Here is a 20,783-nt window from a genome sequence, read left to right as displayed (position 1 = left end):
CGGCCCGCGAGAGCCTACAGGGAAGAGACACGGAATGAGCACGATCAACTACCTGACGCAGATTGAGTTCGGACCCGGCGTGGTGTCGGTTCTGCCGGATGCCCTGACCGCGCTCGCCGTGCAGCGCCCCCTCGTCGTCAGCGATCGCGGGCTGCAGGCGTCGGGACTGCTCGATCGCGTCACCGCCCTCATCCCCGCCGGCGCGCCCGTCTTCCTCGATATTCCGACGAACCCGACCGAGGCGGCCGTGCTCGCCGCGCTGGAAGTCTACAAGGCCGAGGGCTGCGACGGCGTCGTCGCGGTCGGCGGCGGCTCGCCGATCGATCTCGCCAAGGGCGTCGCGCTGCTCGCGACCCATGAGGGGCCGCTGGAGCCCTATGCGGCGATCTTCGGCGGCGTCGCCCGCATCAGCGCCAAGGTGGCGCCGATCCTCGCCGTTCCGACCACGGCCGGCACCGGCGCCGAGGTCGGCCGCGCCGCGCTGCTGACGCTGAACGACGGCCGCAAGCTCGGCTTCATCAGCCCGCACCTGATCCCGAAGCGCGCGATCTGCGACCCCGAGCTGACGCTCGGCCTGCCGCGCGGCCTTACCGCCGCGACGGGCCTCGACGGACTGTCGCACTGCATCGAGACCTTCCTGTCGCCGCGCATCAATCCCGTCGCCGACGCCATCGGCCTCGACGGCGCCCGCCGGATCTGGGACCACATCGGGCGCGCCTTCGACGACGGCAGCGATCTCGAGGCGCGCAGCGAGATGATGATGGGCGCGCTGCAGGGCGGCCTCGCCTTCCAGAAGGGCCTCGGCGCCGTGCATGCGTTGAGCCACGCGCTCGGCGGGCTGAAGAGCCCGAGCCTGCATCACGGCACGCTCAACGCCATCCTGATGCCGCCGATCCTGCGCTTCAACCAGCAGACCGTGCCGGAGAAGATCCGCCGGTTGTCAACGGCGATGGGGCTTGCCGAGACGGCCGACCTCGCCGACGAACTCGACGCGCTCAACCGCCGGCTCGGCATCCCGGCCGGCCTCCGGACGCTCGGCGTCACCGACGATCAACTGCCCTGGGTGGTGGAGCGGGCGCTGGCCGACCATTCCTACGCCACCAACCCGCGCGCCGCGACGGCGGAAGAATTCCGCGCCATTCTGGATGAAGTGATGGTCTGAGCGCAGGGCGGCTGGCAGAATTCTCAAGCTCGACCGTCATCCTGAGTGTCTGGCCCGCAATTCGAAATGAGGTCCTGGATTGATGGTTCAGGTACTAGGCGGCGGCTGCCCAGACCCATGAGCCTCCAGGCCGATCGACCGGCCCCGCCATCATCCTGAGGTGCTTCGCGTGAGCGAAGCCTCGAAGGAGGCTCCAGCGGCGCACTGCAGTTGCAGGCGAAGTCCGGCGAAATCCGCGCCGCAGTCTCGATCCGAGGCGTTCCCTGGACCCTCCTTCGAGGCCCGGCTTAGCCGGGCACCTCAGGATGATGGTTGAGTTTCAGGAAGGCAGTCCGGGAGATCGGTCTGGTCGCACAAACATTACGGGCCAGACACTCAGGATGATGGTGGAGCCGGTCGATCGGGCCGGGGGCACGGCTATCGCGGAGCCGCCGACAAAAGAAAAACCCGGGAAGCGGCCGCTTCCCGGGTTTTTCTATATCCGATACCGAGAACCCGCCGAACCATACCTCTCCATAAGGGGGAGGTCAGCTCGAAGTCTGGGTGAGGGTTTGCGGCCTCACCGGATGGTTCCCTACGCCCTCACCCGCCGGCCTTCGGCCGTCGACCTCTCCCCACGGGAGAGGTGAAGGGCGCCCTTCCCGATCCTAGAACGGGATGTCGTCGTCGAGGTCGGCCGCGTAGGACGAGGAGGCCGCCGGCTGGCGCGACTGGCCGCCGCCGCGCGGGGCCTCGAGCGGGCTCGAACGACCGAAATCGCTGCCGCCGCCGCCCTGGTAGTCCGACTGCTCGCCGCCGCCCGCGCGTCCGTCGAGCAGGGTCAGCTCACCACGGAAACGCTGCAGCACGATTTCCGTCGTGAACTTCTCGGCGCCCGACTGGTCCTGCCACTTGCGGGTCTGCAGCTGGCCCTCGACATAAACCTTCGAGCCCTTCTTCAGATACTGCTCGGCGATCTTGGCGAGGTTCTCGTTGAAGATCACCACGCGATGCCACTCGGTCTTTTCCTTGCGCTCGCCGCTCTGCTTGTCGCGCCAGCTTTCCGACGTCGCGATGTTCAGATTGACGACCGACTCGCCCGAATTCATACGCCGAACCTCGGGGTCGCGCCCGAGATTGCCGACCAGAATGACCTTGTTGACGCTACCGGCCATGATCCGTTCCTTCTTGTCTCATTGCTGGCCCCAAACTATCCCGAAATGACACGGCCCGCCCGCGCCAATCGGGCCTTGTCCACATCAGACCGGCCTGTTCTCTTTTTGTTCTAGACAATCGGCGTCGAAATGGCAAGATCTGGTCAGGTGAATCAGTCGAATGCCGCGACAATCCGGGCCGCCTCCTTGTATGGAGAGGCCAATAGCCTAAATTTGGGCCTTGGCGCCGCCGCGCCGGCCCCTTCCATTTGGACAGACGACACATGGCTCAGCATGCTGACGCGCGGTCTACCAGCGCGACCTCTGGCAAGTTCATTTCGGTCCGGGGCGCGCGCGAGCATAACCTCAAGAACATCGACATCGATATTCCGCGCGACCAGCTGGTGGTGCTGACCGGCCTTTCCGGCTCTGGCAAGTCGTCGCTCGCCTTCGACACGATCTACGCCGAGGGCCAGCGCCGCTATGTCGAGAGCCTCTCGGCCTATGCGCGCCAGTTCCTCGAGATGATGCAGAAGCCGGACGTGGACCAGATCGACGGCCTGTCGCCCGCCATCTCGATCGAGCAGAAGACGACCTCGAAGAATCCGCGCTCGACGGTCGGCACCGTCACCGAGATCTACGACTACATGCGCCTTCTGTTCGCGCGCGTCGGCATTCCCTATTCGCCGGCGACCGGCCTGCCGATCGAGAGCCAGACGGTCAGCCAGATGGTCGACCGCGTCATGGCGCTGCCGGAGGGCACGCGCCTCTACCTGCTGGCGCCGATGATCCGCGGCCGCAAGGGCGAGTACAAGAAGGAGCTGGCCGAGCTGCAGAAGAAGGGCTTCCAGCGCATCAAGCTGGACGGCGTCTTCTTCGAGATCGCGGAAGCCCCGGTCCTCGACAAGAAGCTGAAGCACGACATCGACGTCGTCATCGACCGCATCGTCGTGCGCGGCGATATTTCGGCGCGGCTGGCGGACTCGTTCCAGACGGCGCTGGAGCTCGCGGACGGCATCGCGGTCGCCGAATTCGCCGACGAGAAGGACGAGAAGGGCAATGAGCGCCGCGTCATCTTCTCGGAAAAGTTCGCCTGCCCCGTCTCCGGCTTCACCATCGCCGAGATCGAGCCGCGGCTGTTCTCGTTCAACAACCCGTTCGGCGCCTGCCCGGAATGCGACGGCCTCGGCTCCGAGAAGAAGATCGACCCGGATCTCGTCGTGCCGGACGGCTCCGTCTCGCTGAAGCAGGGCGCGGTGGCGCCCTGGGCCAAGTCGTCCTCGCCCTATTACGCACAGACGCTGGAAGCGATCGCCCGGCATTACGAATTCTCGATGACCAAGCCTTGGGACGAGATCCCCGAGGCGGCGAAGAACGCCATTTTGTTCGGCACCGGCAAGGGCGAGATCGAGTTCGTCTATAATGACGGCACGCGCTCCTACAAGACGCAGAAGAGCTTTGAGGGCGTCGTCACCAATCTCGAGCGGCGCTGGCGCGAGACGGAATCGAACTGGGCCCGCGAGGAGATCGAGCGCTACCAGGGCTCGACGCCGTGCAAGGCCTGCGGCGGCGCCCGGCTGAAGCCCGAGGCGCTGGCGGTCAAGATCGCCGGCAAGCACATCGCCCAGGTCACCGAGATGTCGATCCGCAACGCCGCGCGCTGGTTCGAGGCGCTGCCGGCCGAGCTGAACGAGAAGCAGAACGAGATCGCCGTCCGCATCCTGAAGGAGATCCGTGAACGGCTCTCCTTCCTCGTCGATGTCGGCCTCGACTATCTCATGCTGTCGCGCAATTCCGGCACGCTTTCGGGCGGCGAGAGCCAGCGCATTCGCCTGGCCTCGCAGATCGGCTCCGGCCTCACCGGCGTGCTCTACGTGCTCGACGAGCCGTCAATCGGCCTGCATCAGCGCGACAACGACCGACTGCTGGAGACGCTGCGGCACTTGCGCGACATCGGCAACACCGTGCTCGTCGTCGAGCATGACGAGGACGCCATCATGACGGCGGACTATGTCGTCGACGTCGGCCCGGAGGCGGGCGTGCATGGCGGCCAGATCATCGCCAAGGGCACGCCGGCCGAGATCATGGCCAATCCGAACTCGCTGACCGGCAAGTATCTCTCCGGCGAATTGTCGGTCGAGGTGCCGGAGAAGCGCCGCGCCATCGCCAAGAACCGCCAGATCAGCGTCGTCGGCGCGCGCGGCAACAATCTGAAGAATGTTTCCGCCGACATCCCGCTCGGCACCTTCACCTGCGTCACCGGCGTCTCCGGCGGCGGCAAGTCGACCTTCCTGATCGATACGCTCTATGCCGCCGTGGCGCGGCGGCTGAACGGCGCGCACATCCACCCGGCGCCGCATGACCGCATCGACGGGCTGGAGCTGATCGACAAGATCATCGACATCGACCAGTCGCCGATCGGCCGCACCCCGCGCTCCAATCCGGCGACCTATACCGGCGCCTTCACGCCGATCCGCGAATGGTTCGCCGGCCTGCCGGAGGCCAAGGTGCGCGGCTATGGACCCGGCCGCTTCTCGTTCAACGTCAAGGGCGGCCGCTGCGAGGCCTGCCAGGGCGACGGCGTCATCAAGATCGAGATGCACTTCCTGCCCGACGTCTACGTCACCTGCGAGGTCTGCAAGGGCAAGCGCTACAGCCGCGAAACGCTGGACGTGAAGTTCAAGAACAAGTCGATCTCCGACGTGCTCGACATGACCGTCGAGGAAGCGCGCGAGTTCTTCCAGGCGGTGCCGGGCATTCGCGACAAGATGGCGACGCTGGAGGAGGTCGGGCTCGGCTACGTCAAGGTCGGCCAGCCCGCGACGACGCTCTCCGGCGGCGAGGCGCAGCGCGTCAAGCTCGCCAAGGAACTGTCACGCCGCGCCACCGGCAAGACGCTCTACATCCTCGACGAGCCGACGACGGGCCTGCATTTCCACGACGTCGCCAAGCTGATGGAAGTGCTGCATTCGCTGGTCGACCAGGGCAACACGGTGGTCGTCATCGAGCACAATCTCGAGGTGATCAAGACGGCCGATTGGATCATCGACCTCGGCCCCGAGGGCGGCGACGGCGGCGGCGAGATCGTCGCGGTCGGCACGCCGGAACAGATCGTCAAGGAGCCGCGCAGCTATACCGGCCACTTCCTCAAGCCGGTGCTCGACAAGGCCAAGCTCGCGGCCCGCAAGCGCAAGGCCGTCGCGGCGGAATAAAGCGTGCGGTCCGGCCTGCATCGGGCCGGACGGGCGTACTGTGGTTGTGTTGAGACGCCTCGAGAATAGAGGCCAAGCAAGGCCCTCACCCTACCCTCTCCCGGAGGGAGAGGGTTTTGGGCCAGCGCGTTAGCTACTGATGCGCCACAGCGAGCATAGGCATCGCCATCGGACGCAGGCGAACTCCCTCTCCCTCTGGGAGAGGGTTGGGGTGAGGGTTTGATCCGGGCTCCTCGCATAATCGCAGCACACCGTTATTGGCGGCGTTCTGCGAGTATCGCGCCGGGATGACGAAGATCGCGCCGGACAGGGCATGGCAAAGCAAGGCCACGTACCCTCTTCCAGAGGGAGGGGGGTCAGGCCGGCGGGCGTCATGGATTAGGATCGCGCTGATCCGCTATCAGACGCAGGCAATCTCCCTCTCCCGCGATCGCAACTCGACCATCATCCTGAGGTGCCCGGCGAAGCCGGGCCTCGAAGGAGTGTCCAGGGAGCACCGCTAATGGCAGCGGGCCCGACTTCGTTCAAACGGCCGTGCCCCGCTGGATCCTCCTTCGAGGCTTCGCTCACGCGAAGCACCTCAGGATGATGGCGGAGCAAACCGACCCGCCCCCTTCGGGACGGCGCTCTGCGAACGCTTCCCGGGGAGAGCGAAGGCTCGAGTCCGGCAGTTCCCTACACGCAGCGCCAGTAGATCCGGCCATAGGCGTCGACGACGCGGACGCAGCCGGCGCGCGGGGCCACGGCGTAGGGCGCCGCGACATAGGCTCCGCCGACATAGGCGCCGCCGACCACGGCCCGGCGCGTCGTGCGGCGGGCGACGCCGGCATAGCTGAGCGGCGTCAGCGGACGACCGATGATCGCCTCCGCCCGGCTGAACAGACCGAAGGCGGGCGCCTGCGGCGCCGGGTTCTCGGACAGGAAGAGCGCGGCGAGGCCAAGGACGACCGCCGCGACCCGGACGGCCCCTCGTATCGGCAAGGTGCGGTTCATTTGCTGGCTCCTGCTTTGGGCGCGACCGCGTCGGATGGCATCGCGGTGCCGGCCGGGATTTCGTCAATGTCGGCGAGCGCGCTGAAATCGACCTTCTTGGCGCCGGCTGGCGGCTCGAAGGTGAAGGTGCCCGGCGGGAAGGCGCTGCCGGTGTGCCAGCTGGTGAAGCGGATCGAATATTGCGGCGCTCCGGTAACCGCCTTGCTGGTGATCACCATCTTGCAGGGAATCGGCTGCGCGCCGGTCTCGACCCAGAGCTGCCAGTCGGTGTCGTGATTACGGAAGGCGACGTGCTCGCAGGTTACGTCGCCGATGACGGCGCGGCCGATATGCTTCGCCTCGACGACGTCGGGCATCAGCGCGCTGTAGGAATCGGCGATCAGCAGGTCGGCGGCGGGAAGATCGAGCATGAAGTCGCTCCGCAGCCGGTCGATGACGCCTTCGATCGGCCCGGTCATGGGCTCGCTGGCATAGGTGTTGGTGTTCTTGTCGAAGACGGTCACGTTCTTGCCGTCATAGATCATCTCGACATCGGCATAGCCGCCGGTGCGGTTCAGCCGGAACTTGTCCGGGCGGCTGATCTTCGCCTTGCCGGAACTGTTGAACTGGAGCTTCTCCATCTGCGGCGTGACGACCTCGAGCTCGCTGTCGTAGCCGAGACTGATGTCCTGCTGGCCGCCGACGAAGCGCGCCATGCCCTGGACGATCTCGTCCGCTTCCTTCCGGTTCTGTTCGGCCGCGGCGGTCGTTGAATCAGCCTGCTGGGCAAAGGCCGGCTGGCCGAGCGCCAGCAGCGTCGCGACCCCGGCCGCGAAGGCCACTCGCCGGCCGGCGCCCTTCGGCCGCGTCAGTGCATGCTTTGTCATCGCATCCTCCCTCGGATCCCCTCGAAACGTCGCAGCTTCGCACGGCCACCGACCGCAGGTGACGTAACGACACTAGCACGCCGTCGCGGCCGTCGTGTTCGACTTCCCGTGATCAAGGCCGGGCGCCTGCAGCCAGAACGCGAATGGCCGCGCAGGGCGCGACCATTCCTCGTCATTCCCAACGCTTCAGGGCGGGATGTCAGGCCTTGCGGCGGCGCGACTTGGCGAAGGTGTCGAACGCCACGGCCAGCACGATGATCACGCCGATGATGATCTGCTGGATGTAGGACGACACGTTCATGAGCACGAGGCCGTTCAGGAGCACGCCGATCAGGATCGAGCCGATCACGGTGCCGAAGATCGTGCCGACGCCGCCGAAGAGCGACGTGCCGCCGATGACGACGGAGGCGATGACGGTGAGCTCGTAGCCGGTGCCGGCGACGGCTTCGGCCGAGTTCAGCCGCGCCGACAGCACGAAGGCGCCGAGGCCGGCAAAGAAGCCCATGATGACGTAGACGCTGCAGATCACCCAGTTGACGTTGAGGCCGGACAATCGCGCCGCCTCCGGATTGCCGCCGACCGCGTAGACCTGCCTTCCATAGCGCATGTAGCGGAGCGCGATGTGGGCGAGCAGCGCCGCGAACAGGAAGATGATGACCGGAACCGGCACCGGGCCGATCTTGCCCTGGCCCCACCAGGTATAGTCGGGCTGGAAGCCGGAGATCGGGCCGCCGGCGGCGAACAGAAGCGCCGCGCCGCGAAACACCGACATGCCGCCCAGCGTCACCACGAAGGGCGGCACCCGGAGCCTGGTGATGGCGAGGCCCTGCAGCAGGCCGCCGCAGACGCCGACCGCGATCGCCGCGAGCGCCGCCAGCTGCCAGCCATAGCCGATCACGCCCTCGCCGACCGTGAAGCGGTCCTGCATGCCGCCCTTGGCGACCGCCGCCGCGACAAGCCCGGCGAAAGCGAGCAGCGAGCCGACCGAAAGGTCGATGCCGGCGGTCAGGATGACGAAGGTCATGCCGATCGCCAGCAGGCCGGTGATCGAGACCTGCCGCATGACGTTGAACAGGTTGATCGACGACATGAAGCGCGGCTCGAGCACCGCGAAGATGATCATCAGGGCGATCAGGAAGATCAGCGGCGCAAACCGCGCCAGCACCCCGAACAGGTCGAAGCCCGCGCTTTCCGCCGCTTCTCGTTTCACATCCGTCATTACCGTATTCCTTGTCTTGTCACGCGGCTCGGCCGGCGGCGCTGAGCGTCATCATGGTCATGAGTTTTTCCTGGGTCGCCTCGGCGCGCAGCGTCTCGCCGGTGACGCGGCCTTCGCGCATCGTGACGATCCGGTCGGCGACCGCGAGAACCTCGGGCAGTTCGGACGAGATCGCGATCACGGCGATGCCGGCGCGGGCCATCTCGAAGAGCAGGTTGTGGACCTCGACCTTGGCGCCGATGTCGATGCCGCGCGTCGGCTCGTCGACGATCAGCACCTTCGGGCGCAGCGCCAGCCAGCGGGCGAGCACGACCTTCTGCTGGTTGCCGCCGGAGAGATTGCCGACCGCCTGGTCGGGGCTCGCCATCCGGATGTTGAGAAGCTTGCGGTATTCCTCGACCAGCACGCGCTCCTTGCGCTCGTCGATGAAGACGCCGAAGCGGTCGATGCGATCGAGCGCCGCGATCGAGAGGTTGGCGCGGATCGCCTGGCTCAGGAACAGCGCCTGCTGTTTGCGGTCCTCCGGCACCAGGCCGATGCCATGCTTGATGGCGTCGCGCGGCGAGCGGATGTTGACCGGCTGGCCGTCGACGAAGATCTGGCCGGAATCGAACGGGTCGGCGCCGAAGATCGCCCGCGCCGTCTCGGTGCGACCCGCCCCGACGAGGCCGGCGATGCCGAGGATCTCGCCGCGCCGCACGTTGAGCGTCACGTCCTGCAGCTCGGTCGCGTGCGGGTCGTGCGCGCTGCGGCGGCGCGTCAGCCCCTCGACGGCGAGCGCCACCGGACCGGCCTCGCCCGCCTCGCGATGGGCGTAGAGCGCGTTGACCTCGCGCCCGACCATCAGGCGGATGATGCCGTCGATGGTGATTTCGCTGACCTTGCCGGCGCCGACATTGCGGCCGTCGCGGAGCACGGTGAAGCGGTCGCAGATCTCCATCACTTCTTCCAGGCGATGGGTCACGAAGATGATCGAGATGCCCTCGGCCTTGAGCTGCCGTACGATGCGGAAGAGCTTTTCCACCTCGGCCAGGCTGAGCGCCGAGGTCGGCTCGTCCATGATGATGACGCGCGACTGCATCGACAACGCGCGGGCGATCTCGACCATCTGCTGCTCGGCGACCGAAAGGTCGCGCACCAGTGTCATCGGGCTGCGTTCCAGGCCGATGCGGCGGATCAGCTTCTGCGTCTCGGCCGCCATCTTCGACCAGTTGAGGAAGAGGCGGGAGCCGGGCTCGCGTCCGATGAAGACGTTCTCGGCGATCGTCATGTCCGGCGCGAGGGTGAATTCCTGATAGATCGTGACGATGCCGAGCCTCTGGGAATCCTGCGGGCTCGAGAGCACGACGTCGCGGCCCTCGAACGAGATGGTGCCGCGATCCGGCGATTGCGCGCCGGCGAGGATCTTCAGCAGCGTCGACTTGCCGGCGCCGTTTTCGCCGAGCAGCGCGTGGATCTCGGCCGGCGCGATCTCGAGGTCGACGCCATCGAGCGCCTTGACGCCGGGAAAGCTCTTGGCGATGCCGCTCATCTTCAAGAGGGTTACAGGATCGGTCATCCGTCTTCGCTTACGATGGAGCAAGGGAACGTCCGGCCCTGCCCGGATGGGCGGACCTGACGGCAGAGCGGCAAGGACATGGCGCGCGATCGTTGCAGGCGCGGGCTTGGCTTGCGCGCGATTTTCAGGCTGTACGACGCAGCGCACCGGTCCCGGCGCAGCATCCCCCGATCGAAGCCGGCTCTGGCGCCGGCGCGGTTCGGCCGGGCGAAGCCTCAGGTGGCCGGATCGGGAGAGACAGTGAGGGCGCTCCGCGACTTTCGCGCGAAGCGCCCTCGCCGGGACGCTGGCCTTACTTCAGCTCGCCGAGACGCTCGGCGGTGTTGAGGTTGTCCTTGGTGATCGCCACCGGCGTCAGCAGGGTCACGGCCTCGGCCGGCTTCTTCTGGTTCTTGATGAAGTCGACGAGCATGTCGACGCCCATCGAGCTCTGCTTGCCCGGGAACTGCTCGATCGTGGCCGTCAGGCCGCCGTCGCGCACCTGGCCGAGCGCTTCCGGAAGAGCGTCGAAGCCGATGATGGCGATGCCCGACAGGTTGCGGGCCTTGACGGCTTCCATCGCGCCGAGCGCCATGTCGTCATTGGCGGCGACGATGACCTTCGGGGCTTCCGGCAGGGCGGCGAGCGCCGCTTCCGTGACCGACAGGCCCTTGGCGCGGTCGAAGCCGGCCGTCTGCTCGAACACGATCTTGTACTTGTCGGCCGCCTTGTCGAGAATGTTGTGCAGGCCCTTGTTGCGGTCGATCGCCGGCGAGGCGCCCGACTGGCCCTGCAGGTTCACGATGGTGGCGCCATCGGGATAGAGCTTCATGATCAGCTCGGCCTGGGCCTCGCCGCCCTTGACGTTGTCGGCGCCGATATGGCCGAGAATGCCCTCGACCTGCGCGACGCGACGGTCGACGGTGACGACCGGGATGCCGGCCTCGACGGCCTGCGCCAGCGCCGGCGCCATGGCGTCGACTTCGTTCGGGCTGATGACGATGCCCTTCACGCCGCGGGCGATCGCCGCTTCGACGTCGGCGGTCTGCTTGGGCGAGGACACCTGGCCGTCGCTCTCGATCGCCGTGACGCCCTGCTTCGCAGCCTCGGCCTTGAAGGCGTTCATCATGTGGACGAAGAACGGAAAGGTCAGGCCGGGGACCGAGGTCAGGATCTCGATCTTTTCCTGCGCGACCGCCTGTGTCGGCGCGGTGGACATGGCCGCGAGCGCGATCGCACCGGCAGCAAGCACTGACCTTGCAATATTCGACATTCTATTTCCCTCCCATGCCCTCTTTGAATTGGGGCTGAAGGTGAGCATGCCGCAGGTTGATCCACCATTCAAACGGATTTCTGAACTTTGCACGCGCCGTTCAAAATTAAGCCATCCTCATCTCGCACTGCACAAGTAAACGGAGTACCGCCCCTTGGATCAGCCGCGCCCGGCTACTCGCCCGACTCTACGGCAGACGCGAACCGGCATCGGGCCGGAACGGGCGTGTGTCAGTGGATCTTCCGTCCCGCGCTTGATATGCACGCAGGACCATGGATGACTTCGTCGAACGCGCGCTCACCCATCTTCGCCAGTCCTCCGCACCGGCACGGGACGGCGCGACGCATCCGATCACGCTGAACTTCCACCCGGACATCGGCGTCGCCGGCAGCACGGTCATCGAGCTCCTCGCCCGGCACGGCACCTATCGCTCCCAGTTCGAGACGGGCACCAGCAGCGGCGGTCTGACGGCCTATCCAGGCGGCGACCGCTGGAATTGGGAGAGCCGGATCTTCGGGGGCGCCTATGACGACGGCGATCCCGCCTTCCGACCAAAATATGGCGCCCTGAACTACCGCGACGACCCGGTCGGCGGATCGCGTCGCTTCGGCTCCTCCCACTTTCGCCTCGCGCCGCATGTCCGTTCCCGCACGTCGTTCTGCTATCCGGACAGCCACTGGCAGCCGAGCGATTTCGCCGTCGGCGATGCCGGACCGCTCATCGCCATGGCCAAGGCGAATACCAGGGACCTCGATCCGTGGCTGGACAACTACATCGAGGCGCACGTCCATGGTCCCGTGCATATCGGCCGGGATGTCGAAGCCGTGGTTCTCGATCCCTCGTTTCGAGGCACGACGATCGAGACAGCTGCGGGTTCACTCGGCTGTGCGGTGGAATGGCACGATGGCTTCCGCCTGTCGCTGGAGCGGATCGCCGACTGCGAACAGATTCGCGGGCCGGACGCCGCCAGCGCCATCGCGCGGATCGGGGAGAACGAGATCGTGACGCCGGAGATCCTGTGGCGCGCCCGCGATCGCCAGCTCGACTACCAGACGGCGAAATGGGTCTGGCATTGCATGGCGCGATATGGGCATCCCTGATGCGAGTCCGTCCCGGCTGCCGGCCATGCGGCATGCGGTCCTCCCGGACCCTGAGTCGCGGCCGCCGCGCTATCCCCTGGCGTCCCCGCGCGGCATAATCCGGGCTTGATTCATGATGCGATGACGAGATGACTGAAAACAAAACCAACACGCCCCAGATGGCCTCCCCGTCCTACCGCCTGCCCGCCCTCGACAGCGATTTCCTGCTGAGCGACACGATGCGCGGCGTCCGCTTCCTGCTGGAATATGCCAAGGCCGAGGAAATCCTGCGCCTTTGGGGCGTGCGTTCGACGATCGTCGTCTTCGGCAGCGCCCGCATCCATGAGAACGGTTCCGGCCAGCATGCGCGCTGGTACGAGGAGGCCCGCGCCGTCGGCCGCATCGTCTCGGAGCGCGGCGGCGCCCTGGTCTCCAACGGCACGTTCCGCGACAACGTCATCGCGACCGGCGGCGGCCCCGGCATCATGGCGGCCGCCAATCGCGGCGCGGCCGACGTCGGCGCGCCTTCGATCGGCTTCAACATCACGCTCCCGCACGAGCAGGAGCCGAACTCCTATTCGACGCCGGAACTCACTTTCCGCTTCCACTATTTCGCCATGCGCAAGATGCATCTCGCCATGCGGGCGAATGCGCTGATCGTGTTCCCGGGCGGCTTCGGAACCTTCGACGAGATGTTCGAGCTCCTGACGCTGCGCCAGACCAGCAAGGCGCCGGCCATCCCGATCATCCTGTTCGATCGCGCCTACTGGACCAAGGTCATCAATTTCGAGGCGCTGATCGAAGAAGGCATGATCGCCCGTACGGATCTCGACCTGTTCGACTTCGCCGAGACGGCCGAGGAAGTCTGGCAGAAGCTGTCGGACGCCGGCGTCGGCCTGCACGAGGGCGAAAAGGCGGGCGAATAGCCGCCGCTGCCGAGCGGGATCTCCGACGCGCTTGTCGCGCCGGGGATCGGCGGATACTCCTTCTGGAAAAGGCCGATGGCCCCGCCCCGAAGGAAACCCTATGACGCCGCTTGCCGCGCTCTTCGCCATTCTCGGCGCCCTGCTGATCGGCGCGATCAGCCCCGGCCCGAGCTTCGTCTTCGTCGTGCGCACCGCCGTGGCGCAGTCACGAGCGGACGGCATCGCCGCCGCCCTCGGCATGGGCGTCGGCGCCATGCTGTTCGGGGCGCTCGCCCTGCTCGGCCTGCGCACGCTGATGACCGAGGCGGCCGGGCTCTATCTGGTCCTGAAGATCGCGGGCGGCGTCTATCTCGTCTATCTGGCGATCCGGATCTGGCGCGGCGCCAAGGAGCCGATCGAGGTGGCGCGGAACGGCGGCTCGAACGCCCGCAGCCTCGGCCGGTCCTTCGGCCTGGCGCTCGCCACCCAGCTGAGCAACCCGAAGATCATCGCCGTGTTCGGCGCCGTCTTCGCCGCGCTGCTGCCGTCGACCCGGCCGCTCTGGCTCGATCTCACCCTGCCGGCGCTGATCTTCGTCCAGGAGACGGGCTGGTACGCGCTGGTCGCCCTCGCCTTCTCGTCGGCCCGGCCGCGCGCGCTCTATCTCGGCGCCAAGAGCTGGATCGATCGTGCCGCCGGCGCCGTGATCGGCATACTCGGCATCCGCCTCCTCCTCGACGCGCGCTGACCGAGATGTCCGGGCAGCCCGCCACGCTGTCGCGACGCGCCCTCAACCGGGCGCTCCTGGCGCGGCAGATGCTGCTCGAACGCGTCGATCTTCCGCCCGAGGCGGCGATCGAGCGTCTGCTCGGGCTGCAGTCGCAGATCCCCGGCAATCCCTATGTCGCGCTCTGGTCGCGTCTCAACGATTTCGACGCCGAGGCCGTCTCGGAACTCACCCAGTCGCGAAAACTGGTCCGCATCGCGCTGATGCGCGGCACGCTGCATCTCGTCACCGTCCGCGACGCGCTGATGCTTCGACCAGTCGTGCAGAAGGTGTTTGAGCGCAACATGACGCCCGGCAGCGTCTATGGAAGAGCGTTGGCGAGCATCGACATGGCCGCGCTGATGCGGACGGGTCGTCGCCTGGTCGAGGAAAAGCCCCGCTCCAACAGGGAATTGGCCGACGCGCTTGCGCCTCATTTTCCGGACCGCGACGGCCATGCGCTGTCACAGGCGGTGCGCGCCGTGCTGCCGCTGGTGCAGGTGACGCCGCGCGGGCTCTGGCGCCGGGGCGGGCTGGCGATCTCGACGACGATCGAAAGCTGGACCGGCGAGACACTCTCTGGCGACGACGCGCCCGACGCCACAATCCTGCGCTATCTGGCGGCGTTCGGCCCCGCTTCGGTCACCGACATGCAGGCATGGTCGGGGCTGACGCGGCTCGCCGGCGCGGTGGCGCGGCTCCGGCCGCAGCTCACCGAATTCCGGGATGAGGACGGCCGCGTTCTCTACGATCTGCCCGATGCGCCGCGGCCGGGTGAAGATGGCGAGGCGCCAGCCCGCTTCCTGCCGGACTACGACAATGCGCTGCTCGGGCACGACGACCGCCGCCGGGTCATCGACGACGGACACCGGCTGCATTTCAAGAAGCAGAATGGCCTGCTGCCCGCCTTCCTGATCGACGGCCGGGTCGCCGGCAGCTGGCGGCTCGACCGCGACAAGGGAGCAGCCACACTTTCAATCTCGCCGCTCGCGACCCTCGGCCGGAAGGATCGGGCGGCGCTGTCGCGGGGGGCCGAGGCCCTGCTGGCCTTCCACGAGCCTGACGCGCGGACGCGCGACATAAGGTTCGCCGACGCGCCATAGTGCGGCGCGCCGACGATGTTTCCCCCAAACGGTGGATCAGTAGCCGGCCATGCGGCGGTACTGGGCCGCGCGAGCTGCTGCCTGCGATGCCGGCACCAGCGCATAGCCGCGCTGACCCATGCAGGACTCGGCCTCGCGCAGCGCGGCGTTGTCGCCGGGAGCGCGGACGCAGGCGGCGCGATCGGCGGCGAACTGGTCGGCGAGCGCCGGATTGGCGCGGCCGCTCTGGCCGTCCTTGCGGACCCAGGTCAGTGCCTCCGACGACGCCAGTCCCGGCGGCGCCGAGACCTGCACCGGCCGCGGCGACGACACGCAGCCAGCCAACGCGACAGCAGCCAGCACTGCGATCACTGCGGGAATTCGATGATTCATGGGAAGTTTTCTCTGTTCAAAGCGTTTCGTTCGGGGGCCGACGCCGGACGCGACGATACATGGACGGCAAAGACTAGCAGCATCACGTCGGAATTGCGACAGAACGGCATTGCTATCCCTCGTCTCTCCCATGCCTCAATGGAAAGGCGCCGTCACGGTTCCCGCCCTGGCATGCAACGGCATGGCGGCGGGCGCATTGTCGTTCCGGAGCAGGACCGCGCCCCGGCGAACCTGGCCGGGGGCCAGCGTCCGCCGCGACGCTTGATTTCCACCGCCGCGACATCTCGTGTAAAAACAGTATTCCCCAGCGGAAGGAGGCCGGAATGACCGATCTTGCAAGCCGTTTCGTCTGGTACGAGTTGATGACCACCGATACCGGCAGAGCCAAGGTATTTTACGGCTCGGTCGTCGGATGGGGCACGCGCGACGCCTCGCAGCCCCACATGGCCTATACGCTCTTCACCATCGGCGAACAGCCGATCGGCGGGTTGATGGACCTGCCGGAGCAGGCCCGCAAGATGGGCGCGCCGCCGAACTGGCTCGGCTATGTCTCCGTCGCCGATGTCGACGTGGCCGCTTCCAAGGTCACGAGCCTCGGCGGCACGGTGCATGTCCCGCCGACCGACATTCCCGAGGTCGGCCGTTTCGCCGTCGTCTCCGACCCGCAAAAGGCCGCCTTCACGCTGTTCAAGCCGCTGCCGATGCAGGGCGAGCCGCCGGAGCCGGCCGAGATGGGCACGCCGGGACATATCGGTTGGCACGAACTCTATGCCGATGACTGGGAGAAGGCGTTCGCCTTCTACGAGGCGATGTTCGGCTGGAAGAAGGGCGAGGCGATCGACATGGGCGAGATGGGCACCTACCAGCTCTTCTCGGTCGATGGCGGCCAGGCGGCCGGCGGCATGTTCAACCGGCCCCGCTCCGTGCCGGCGACCTTCTGGCTCTTTTATTTCAACGTCGACGACGTCGACACCGCCGCCGCCCGCGTCGAGAGCGGTGGCGGCAAGGTGCTGAACGGGCCGATGGAAGTGCCCGGCGGCGCCTGGATCATCCAGTGCCAGGATCCGCAGGGCGCGATGTTCGCGCTGGTCGGCGCGCGCGGCCAGGGTCACGCCTGATCGGCCTTTTGGTGACGGCCGGCGCGCCTTCGGACTCAGCCGGCCGCGCCGGACGCCCGGCTCGCATTGGAGATCTCGATCAGATTGCCGTCGGGATCGCGAAGATAGATCGAGAGGATCGCGCCCATCGCGCCCGTGCGAAGCACCGGGCCGAGCTCGACGTCGACCCCCGCCCGCTCCAGATGCGCCTCGACATCCTCGAGCGGCGTGCTGGCGAGGAAACAGAGATCGGCCGAACCGGCGACCGCGAACCGCGCCTTCGGCTCGAACTCGTGCCCGACCTTGTGCAGGTTGATCTTCTGGCGCCCGAAGCGCAGGGCAACCCTGTCCTCGGCAAACGTCTCCACCGTCATGCCGAGCGCACGCGCATAGAAATCGCAGGTGCGCTCGATGCTGGCCACGGTCAACACCAGGTGATCCAGATGGTCGATCGCGATCATATCGGGCCTCCCACCAACCGGGACGTGGAGAACTTCTGGGGCAGACAAATACCCAACAACGAGCCTTGCCTCCTAGTACTAATGGCGATATGCGGCACCCGCGCGAGACCCTAAGACAACCTCGAAACCTATAGCCTCTCCCTATCCTGCCTCACCATATCAATACGCAGCACGATCGTGAAGCAGTTACTTCACACGATCGCGCCTCTCGCAAGATACAACTTGGACGTTTTCTTTCGTTGGGGAATTATCGTCGCCGCACGGGCGTTCTTCTTCACGATTTCGTTCCCGACCCTTCGAGCACTGGAAGCGGGCGGTGGAGAAGGTCTAGATGGCGGCGTTCCAACCTCCGATCGGATCGCTTCATGCCAATCCTCCCGAAGTTCAGAACGTCCCTCCCCCGCCTGGCGGCCGCGGCCGTCGCCATCGCCTCGGGCTCTGCTTTCGCGGCGAGCGCCGCGACGACGCCCGCGCAGGACAATCCCGGACTGGCGGCGTCCTATACGCTGCAGTCCTTCGATGCGGACGGGAAGACGAGCTATACGCCCATCACGCAGACGTCGCAGAACCCCTACTTCTTCTCCAACTGCTTCGATGCCGCGCATTGCTACAAGAAGGTGCCGGCGGGCGCCGTCGTCTTCAAGGTGCCGTCCGGCTACGGCACGACGCCGAACAGCCACTATCCGCGCAGCGAGCTCCGCGGAAAGACCGAGTTCAAGGCTGGCCAGACCTTCGAATACACGCAGTCCGGCACCGCCTATATCATTGAGAACCCGCAAACGAAGTCGATCATCTTTGCCCAGATCCATGGCGACAAGGTCGGCGGCTCCGAACTGTTCAAGCTGCGCTGGAACGACGGCACGGTCGTCGCCGGGATCAAGACGAATTTCGGCGACAAGGAGAAATTCGACACGCTCTTCAAGGGCGTGAAGCTCAATGAGCCGATCGCCTATACGCTGACGGCTTCGGGCGACAAGACCGGCATCAAGGTGACGCTGAAGATCAGCGCTCACGGCCAATCCGTCGACAGGACCTATGCCTTCCCCCGGAAGAGCTGGGAGGGCATCGCGCTCTACTTCAAGGCCGGCAACTACAATCAGGATTCCACCCGTGGCGGCGCGGATGCCGTTGTCGCCTATGGCGGGCTGAAGGCGAGCTGAGCTGATGCAGTAGCCGCGACGCCGATCCGGCGTCGCGGCGACGCCGTCCGCATCAGCCGCGCGCCTCGGGCGGTGTCGTCATGCGCTGGAAATGCGCGAGAAGGTCCATCGGTAGCGGGAAGACGATGGTCGAGGTCCGCTCGCCGGCGATATCGTGCAGCGCGGCGAAATAGCGAAGCTGCATCGCCTGCGCCTCGCCCGCCAGGATGCGGCCGGCCTCGACGAGCTTCTCCGCCGCCTGCTGCTCGCCCTCGGCATTGATGACCTTGGCGCGACGGAGGCGTTCGGCCTCGGCCTGCTTGGCGATGGCGCGCACCATGTTGTCGTTCAGGTCGATGTCCTTGATCTCGATATTGGCGACCTTGATGCCCCAGGGTTCGGTCTGCCGGTCGAGGATCGACTGGATGTCGGCGTTGAGCCGGTCGCGCTCGACCAGCATCTCGTCGAGCTCATGCTTGCCGAGCACCGAGCGGAGCGTCGTCTGCGCCAGCTGGCTGGTCGCGGCCATGAAGTCCTCGACGCGGATGATGGCGCGCTCCGGATCGATGACGCGGAAATACAGCACCGCATTGACCCGGACTGGAACATTGTCGCGCGAGATCACATCCTGCGGCGGCACGTTGTGGACGATGACGCGGAGATCGACCCGCACCATCTGCTGCGCGAACGGCACCAGGACGATCAACCCCGGCCCCTTCACGCCGGTGAAGCGGCCGAGCGTGAAGATGACGCCCCGCTCGTATTCCCGCAGGACGCGGATGGCCGCCATCAGGAAGACGATCGCCAGCACCAGGATGATCAGATACGGCACGTAGATCAGCGTCATGGACGTTCTCCATCGGGTTCGGCCTCGTCGCCGGCCTTGCGGCGAACCGAGAGATCGAGGCCGTCGATCGCCACCACCTCGACGCTCTCGCCGGGCGCGAGGGCCTCGGTTCCGCGCGCGCTCCAGCGCTCGCCATGGGCGAAGACATGGCCGGTCGCGCCGTCCCAATCGATCACCTCGGCCGTCATGCCCGGCATCGCCTCGCCGCCGACCAGGGCCGGGCGGCTGCGGATGCGCCAGAGCGCGCGGCCGGTAAGCGCCGACAGGCCGAAGACGAGGATGGCGACGGCCCAGAGGATCGGCCGCGACAGGGTGAAACCAGGCGCCTGCACGCGCAGGAGCATGGCGGAGCCGAGCAGGAAGGAGACCAGCCCGCCGAGCCCGAGCACCACGGTCGGGTTGAAGACCTCGATCGCCAGGAAGACGAGGCCGAGCAGCATCAGCGCCAGGCCGGTGTAGTCGATCGGCAGCAGATTGAGCCCGTAGAAACCGAGCAGCAGGCAGATGGTGCCGACCGTGCCGGGGGCGATCAGGCCGGGGCTGACGAACTCGAAGATCAGGCCATAGACGCCGGCCAGCATCAGCAGCACCGCAATGTTGGGATCGGTGATGACGGCGAGCAGGTGGATCAGCCAGCCGGGATCATAGCGCTCGATAGCGATGTCGCCGGTGGCGAGTGTGCGATGCGCGCCGCCGGTGACCTCGACCGTCCGGCCGTCGATCCGCCGCAGCAGGTCGGCCTCGTCGCGGGCAACCAGATCGATCGCGCCAGCCTGAAGCGCGGCATCGGCGGAGAGGCTCGCCGCCTCGCGCACCGCCTTCTCGCCCCAGTCGGCGTTGCGCTTGCGCAGTTCTGCCAGGCTTCGGATCAGCGCGACAGCGTCATTGGTCGCTTTGGCTGACTCCACGTCCCCGCCCGTCTTCGGCGGCGGCGCGTTCGGCGGCCCGCCCGCCGGCAGTCCGGGAATGGGCGTGCCGAGCTCGACCGGCGTCGCGGCGCCGATATTGGTGCCGGGCGCCATCGCGGCGATGTGGGTGGCGTAGAGGATATAGGTGCCGGCGCTGGCGGCATGCGCGCCGGAAGGCGCGACATAGCCGACGACGGGAACCGGCGAGGCGATGAGATCGGCGATGATCTCCCGCATGCTGGTCGCGAGGCCGCCCGGCGTATTCAGGCGAAGGATCACGACTTCCGCGCGCCGCGCTTCGGCGACCGCCAGGCCTTCCTTGATTTCACGCGCGGTGGCCGGGCCAATCGCGCCGTCGACGTCGACCGCGAGAGCCACGCGCGGCGCGTTCCCGGCTTCCGGAGGCGGAGCTTGCGACGCGACCGGAAGCGGGATCGAGGCGGCGGCGACAAGGGCCGCGAACAGGGCGATGCGTGCAGGTTTCACGCTCAGGGCTCCCTGTACAACATATGGGTGCGGATCGCTGCCGCTTCCACATCATCGCGCCCGCGCCGGAAGCGGCGCGACCGGACGCGCGAAAATCGGGATCGCCCGGCCGGCGCTTCTGCGCTAAAGTGTCACAGCACGGGTCGCGGCGCGGCCGACCGAAAGGCATGTCCGGGCCAGGACTGGTGTTCGCTCAACTGGGGGGCAGATCAGGAGAGCACGTTC

18 protein-coding genes are annotated in these 20,783 nt (G+C 66.8%); 8 read left to right on the top strand and 10 right to left on the bottom strand.

Annotated features, from left to right (window positions below):
* Positions 1 to 34 precede the first annotated feature (34 nt).
* Positions 35 to 1,162 carry an iron-containing alcohol dehydrogenase gene (locus K32_RS08980; protein ID WP_201403683.1) on the top strand — a complete coding sequence of 376 codons (1,128 nt, stop codon included), beginning with the start codon at positions 35 to 37 and terminating at the stop codon, positions 1,160 to 1,162.
* Positions 1,163 to 1,809: 647 nt separating this feature from the next.
* Here K32_RS08980 and K32_RS08975 read toward each other — a convergent pair.
* Positions 1,810 to 2,316, bottom strand: a complete 507-nt coding sequence (locus K32_RS08975; protein ID WP_201403682.1) for a single-stranded DNA-binding protein — start codon at positions 2,314 to 2,316, stop codon at positions 1,810 to 1,812.
* A gap of 263 nt (positions 2,317 to 2,579) precedes the next feature.
* Here K32_RS08975 and uvrA point away from each other — a divergent pair, with 263 nt between their 5' ends.
* Entirely contained in the window at positions 2,580 to 5,507 is a 2,928-nt protein-coding gene (gene uvrA / locus K32_RS08970) for an excinuclease ABC subunit UvrA (RefSeq protein WP_201403681.1), read from the top strand.
* A gap of 675 nt (positions 5,508 to 6,182) precedes the next feature.
* Here the strand turns inward: uvrA and K32_RS08965 are convergent.
* From K32_RS08965 to K32_RS08945, 5 genes are all read right to left on the bottom strand, one after another.
* On the bottom strand, positions 6,183 to 6,500 hold the full coding sequence (locus K32_RS08965) for a hypothetical protein (RefSeq protein WP_201403680.1): 318 nt from the start codon (positions 6,498 to 6,500) through the stop codon (positions 6,183 to 6,185).
* On the bottom strand, positions 6,497 to 7,366 hold the full coding sequence (locus K32_RS08960; RefSeq protein ID WP_201403679.1) for a DUF2092 domain-containing protein: 870 nt from the start codon (positions 7,364 to 7,366) through the stop codon (positions 6,497 to 6,499). Before K32_RS08960 ends, K32_RS08965 begins: the two co-directional genes overlap by 4 nt.
* Positions 7,367 to 7,565: 199 nt before the next feature.
* Positions 7,566 to 8,585, bottom strand: a complete 1,020-nt coding sequence (locus K32_RS08955) for an ABC transporter permease (protein ID WP_201403678.1) — start codon at positions 8,583 to 8,585, stop codon at positions 7,566 to 7,568.
* Positions 8,586 to 8,604: 19 nt separating this feature from the next.
* Entirely contained in the window at positions 8,605 to 10,143 is a 1,539-nt protein-coding gene (locus K32_RS08950) for a sugar ABC transporter ATP-binding protein (protein ID WP_201403677.1), read from the bottom strand.
* Positions 10,144 to 10,435: 292 nt separating this feature from the next.
* Complete coding sequence (locus tag K32_RS08945; RefSeq protein WP_244669913.1) at positions 10,436 to 11,395, bottom strand: substrate-binding domain-containing protein; 960 nt, start codon at positions 11,393 to 11,395, stop codon at positions 10,436 to 10,438.
* Between the two features lie 272 nt (positions 11,396 to 11,667).
* Here K32_RS08945 and K32_RS08940 point away from each other — a divergent pair, with 272 nt between their 5' ends.
* From K32_RS08940 to K32_RS08925, 4 genes are all read left to right on the top strand, one after another.
* Positions 11,668 to 12,495 (top strand): DUF3626 domain-containing protein, encoded by an 828-nt coding sequence (locus K32_RS08940; protein WP_201403676.1) that lies wholly within the window; start codon positions 11,668 to 11,670, stop codon positions 12,493 to 12,495.
* Between the two features lie 158 nt (positions 12,496 to 12,653).
* Positions 12,654 to 13,400 (top strand): TIGR00730 family Rossman fold protein, encoded by a 747-nt coding sequence (locus tag K32_RS08935; RefSeq protein WP_201404426.1) that lies wholly within the window; start codon positions 12,654 to 12,656, stop codon positions 13,398 to 13,400.
* A gap of 100 nt (positions 13,401 to 13,500) precedes the next feature.
* The gene (locus K32_RS08930) at positions 13,501 to 14,127 is read left to right on the top strand and encodes a LysE family translocator (RefSeq protein ID WP_201403675.1); all 627 of its coding nucleotides are present in this window, start codon (positions 13,501 to 13,503) and stop codon (positions 14,125 to 14,127) included.
* 5 nt (positions 14,128 to 14,132) lie between these two features.
* Entirely contained in the window at positions 14,133 to 15,248 is a 1,116-nt protein-coding gene (locus K32_RS08925; RefSeq protein WP_201403674.1) for a winged helix DNA-binding domain-containing protein, read from the top strand.
* A gap of 36 nt (positions 15,249 to 15,284) precedes the next feature.
* On the opposite strand, the gene K32_RS08920 is transcribed toward K32_RS08925, so the two are convergent.
* The gene (locus tag K32_RS08920; protein ID WP_201403673.1) at positions 15,285 to 15,620 is read right to left on the bottom strand and encodes a hypothetical protein; all 336 of its coding nucleotides are present in this window, start codon (positions 15,618 to 15,620) and stop codon (positions 15,285 to 15,287) included.
* Positions 15,621 to 15,943: 323 nt separating this feature from the next.
* On the opposite strand from K32_RS08920, the gene K32_RS08915 reads away from it, so the two are divergent.
* Complete coding sequence (locus K32_RS08915) at positions 15,944 to 16,738, top strand: VOC family protein (RefSeq protein WP_201403672.1); 795 nt, start codon at positions 15,944 to 15,946, stop codon at positions 16,736 to 16,738.
* Between the two features lie 35 nt (positions 16,739 to 16,773).
* Here K32_RS08915 and K32_RS08910 read toward each other — a convergent pair whose 3' ends face one another.
* Entirely contained in the window at positions 16,774 to 17,178 is a 405-nt protein-coding gene (locus K32_RS08910) for a VOC family protein (protein ID WP_201403671.1), read from the bottom strand.
* Between the two features lie 365 nt (positions 17,179 to 17,543).
* Between K32_RS08910 and K32_RS08905 the strand changes: the two genes are divergently transcribed.
* Positions 17,544 to 18,338 (top strand): polysaccharide lyase family 7 protein, encoded by a 795-nt coding sequence (locus K32_RS08905; protein ID WP_201403670.1) that lies wholly within the window; start codon positions 17,544 to 17,546, stop codon positions 18,336 to 18,338.
* Between the two features lie 52 nt (positions 18,339 to 18,390).
* On the opposite strand, the gene K32_RS08900 is transcribed toward K32_RS08905, so the two are convergent.
* Both K32_RS08900 and K32_RS08895 read right to left on the bottom strand, forming a co-directional pair.
* On the bottom strand, positions 18,391 to 19,164 hold the full coding sequence (locus tag K32_RS08900; protein WP_201403669.1) for a slipin family protein: 774 nt from the start codon (positions 19,162 to 19,164) through the stop codon (positions 18,391 to 18,393).
* On the bottom strand, positions 19,161 to 20,558 hold the full coding sequence (locus tag K32_RS08895; RefSeq protein ID WP_244669912.1) for a nodulation protein NfeD: 1,398 nt from the start codon (positions 20,556 to 20,558) through the stop codon (positions 19,161 to 19,163). Before K32_RS08895 ends, K32_RS08900 begins: the two co-directional genes overlap by 4 nt.
* Positions 20,559 to 20,783: the final 225 nt, after the last annotated feature.

This window comes from Kaistia sp. 32K, from assembly GCF_016629525.1.
In the GTDB taxonomy this organism is placed as follows: domain Bacteria; phylum Pseudomonadota; class Alphaproteobacteria; order Rhizobiales; family Kaistiaceae; genus Kaistia.
Note: the sequence above shows the minus strand (reverse complement) of the source record. Positions and strands in the feature narration are given on the sequence as shown.

Bases quoted from the DNA above. Each gene is read 5' to 3' on its own strand.
- K32_RS08980 (WP_201403683.1), top strand. From the start codon at position 35: ATGAGCACGATCAACTACCTGACGCAGATTGAGTTCGGACCCGGCGTG.
- K32_RS08975 (WP_201403682.1), bottom strand. From the start codon at position 2,316: ATGGCCGGTAGCGTCAACAAGGTCATTCTGGTCGGCAATCTCGGGCGC.
- uvrA (WP_201403681.1), top strand. From the start codon at position 2,580: ATGGCTCAGCATGCTGACGCGCGGTCTACCAGCGCGACCTCTGGCAAG.
- K32_RS08965 (WP_201403680.1), bottom strand. From the start codon at position 6,500: ATGAACCGCACCTTGCCGATACGAGGGGCCGTCCGGGTCGCGGCGGTC.
- K32_RS08960 (WP_201403679.1), bottom strand. From the start codon at position 7,366: ATGACAAAGCATGCACTGACGCGGCCGAAGGGCGCCGGCCGGCGAGTG.
- K32_RS08955 (WP_201403678.1), bottom strand. From the start codon at position 8,585: ATGACGGATGTGAAACGAGAAGCGGCGGAAAGCGCGGGCTTCGACCTG.
- K32_RS08950 (WP_201403677.1), bottom strand. From the start codon at position 10,143: ATGACCGATCCTGTAACCCTCTTGAAGATGAGCGGCATCGCCAAGAGC.
- K32_RS08945 (WP_244669913.1), bottom strand. From the start codon at position 11,395: ATGTCGAATATTGCAAGGTCAGTGCTTGCTGCCGGTGCGATCGCGCTC.
- K32_RS08940 (WP_201403676.1), top strand. From the start codon at position 11,668: ATGGATGACTTCGTCGAACGCGCGCTCACCCATCTTCGCCAGTCCTCC.
- K32_RS08935 (WP_201404426.1), top strand. From the start codon at position 12,654: ATGGCCTCCCCGTCCTACCGCCTGCCCGCCCTCGACAGCGATTTCCTG.
- K32_RS08930 (WP_201403675.1), top strand. From the start codon at position 13,501: ATGACGCCGCTTGCCGCGCTCTTCGCCATTCTCGGCGCCCTGCTGATC.
- K32_RS08925 (WP_201403674.1), top strand. From the start codon at position 14,133: ATGTCCGGGCAGCCCGCCACGCTGTCGCGACGCGCCCTCAACCGGGCG.
- K32_RS08920 (WP_201403673.1), bottom strand. From the start codon at position 15,620: ATGAATCATCGAATTCCCGCAGTGATCGCAGTGCTGGCTGCTGTCGCG.
- K32_RS08915 (WP_201403672.1), top strand. From the start codon at position 15,944: ATGACCGATCTTGCAAGCCGTTTCGTCTGGTACGAGTTGATGACCACC.
- K32_RS08910 (WP_201403671.1), bottom strand. From the start codon at position 17,178: ATGATCGCGATCGACCATCTGGATCACCTGGTGTTGACCGTGGCCAGC.
- K32_RS08905 (WP_201403670.1), top strand. From the start codon at position 17,544: ATGCCAATCCTCCCGAAGTTCAGAACGTCCCTCCCCCGCCTGGCGGCC.
- K32_RS08900 (WP_201403669.1), bottom strand. From the start codon at position 19,164: ATGACGCTGATCTACGTGCCGTATCTGATCATCCTGGTGCTGGCGATC.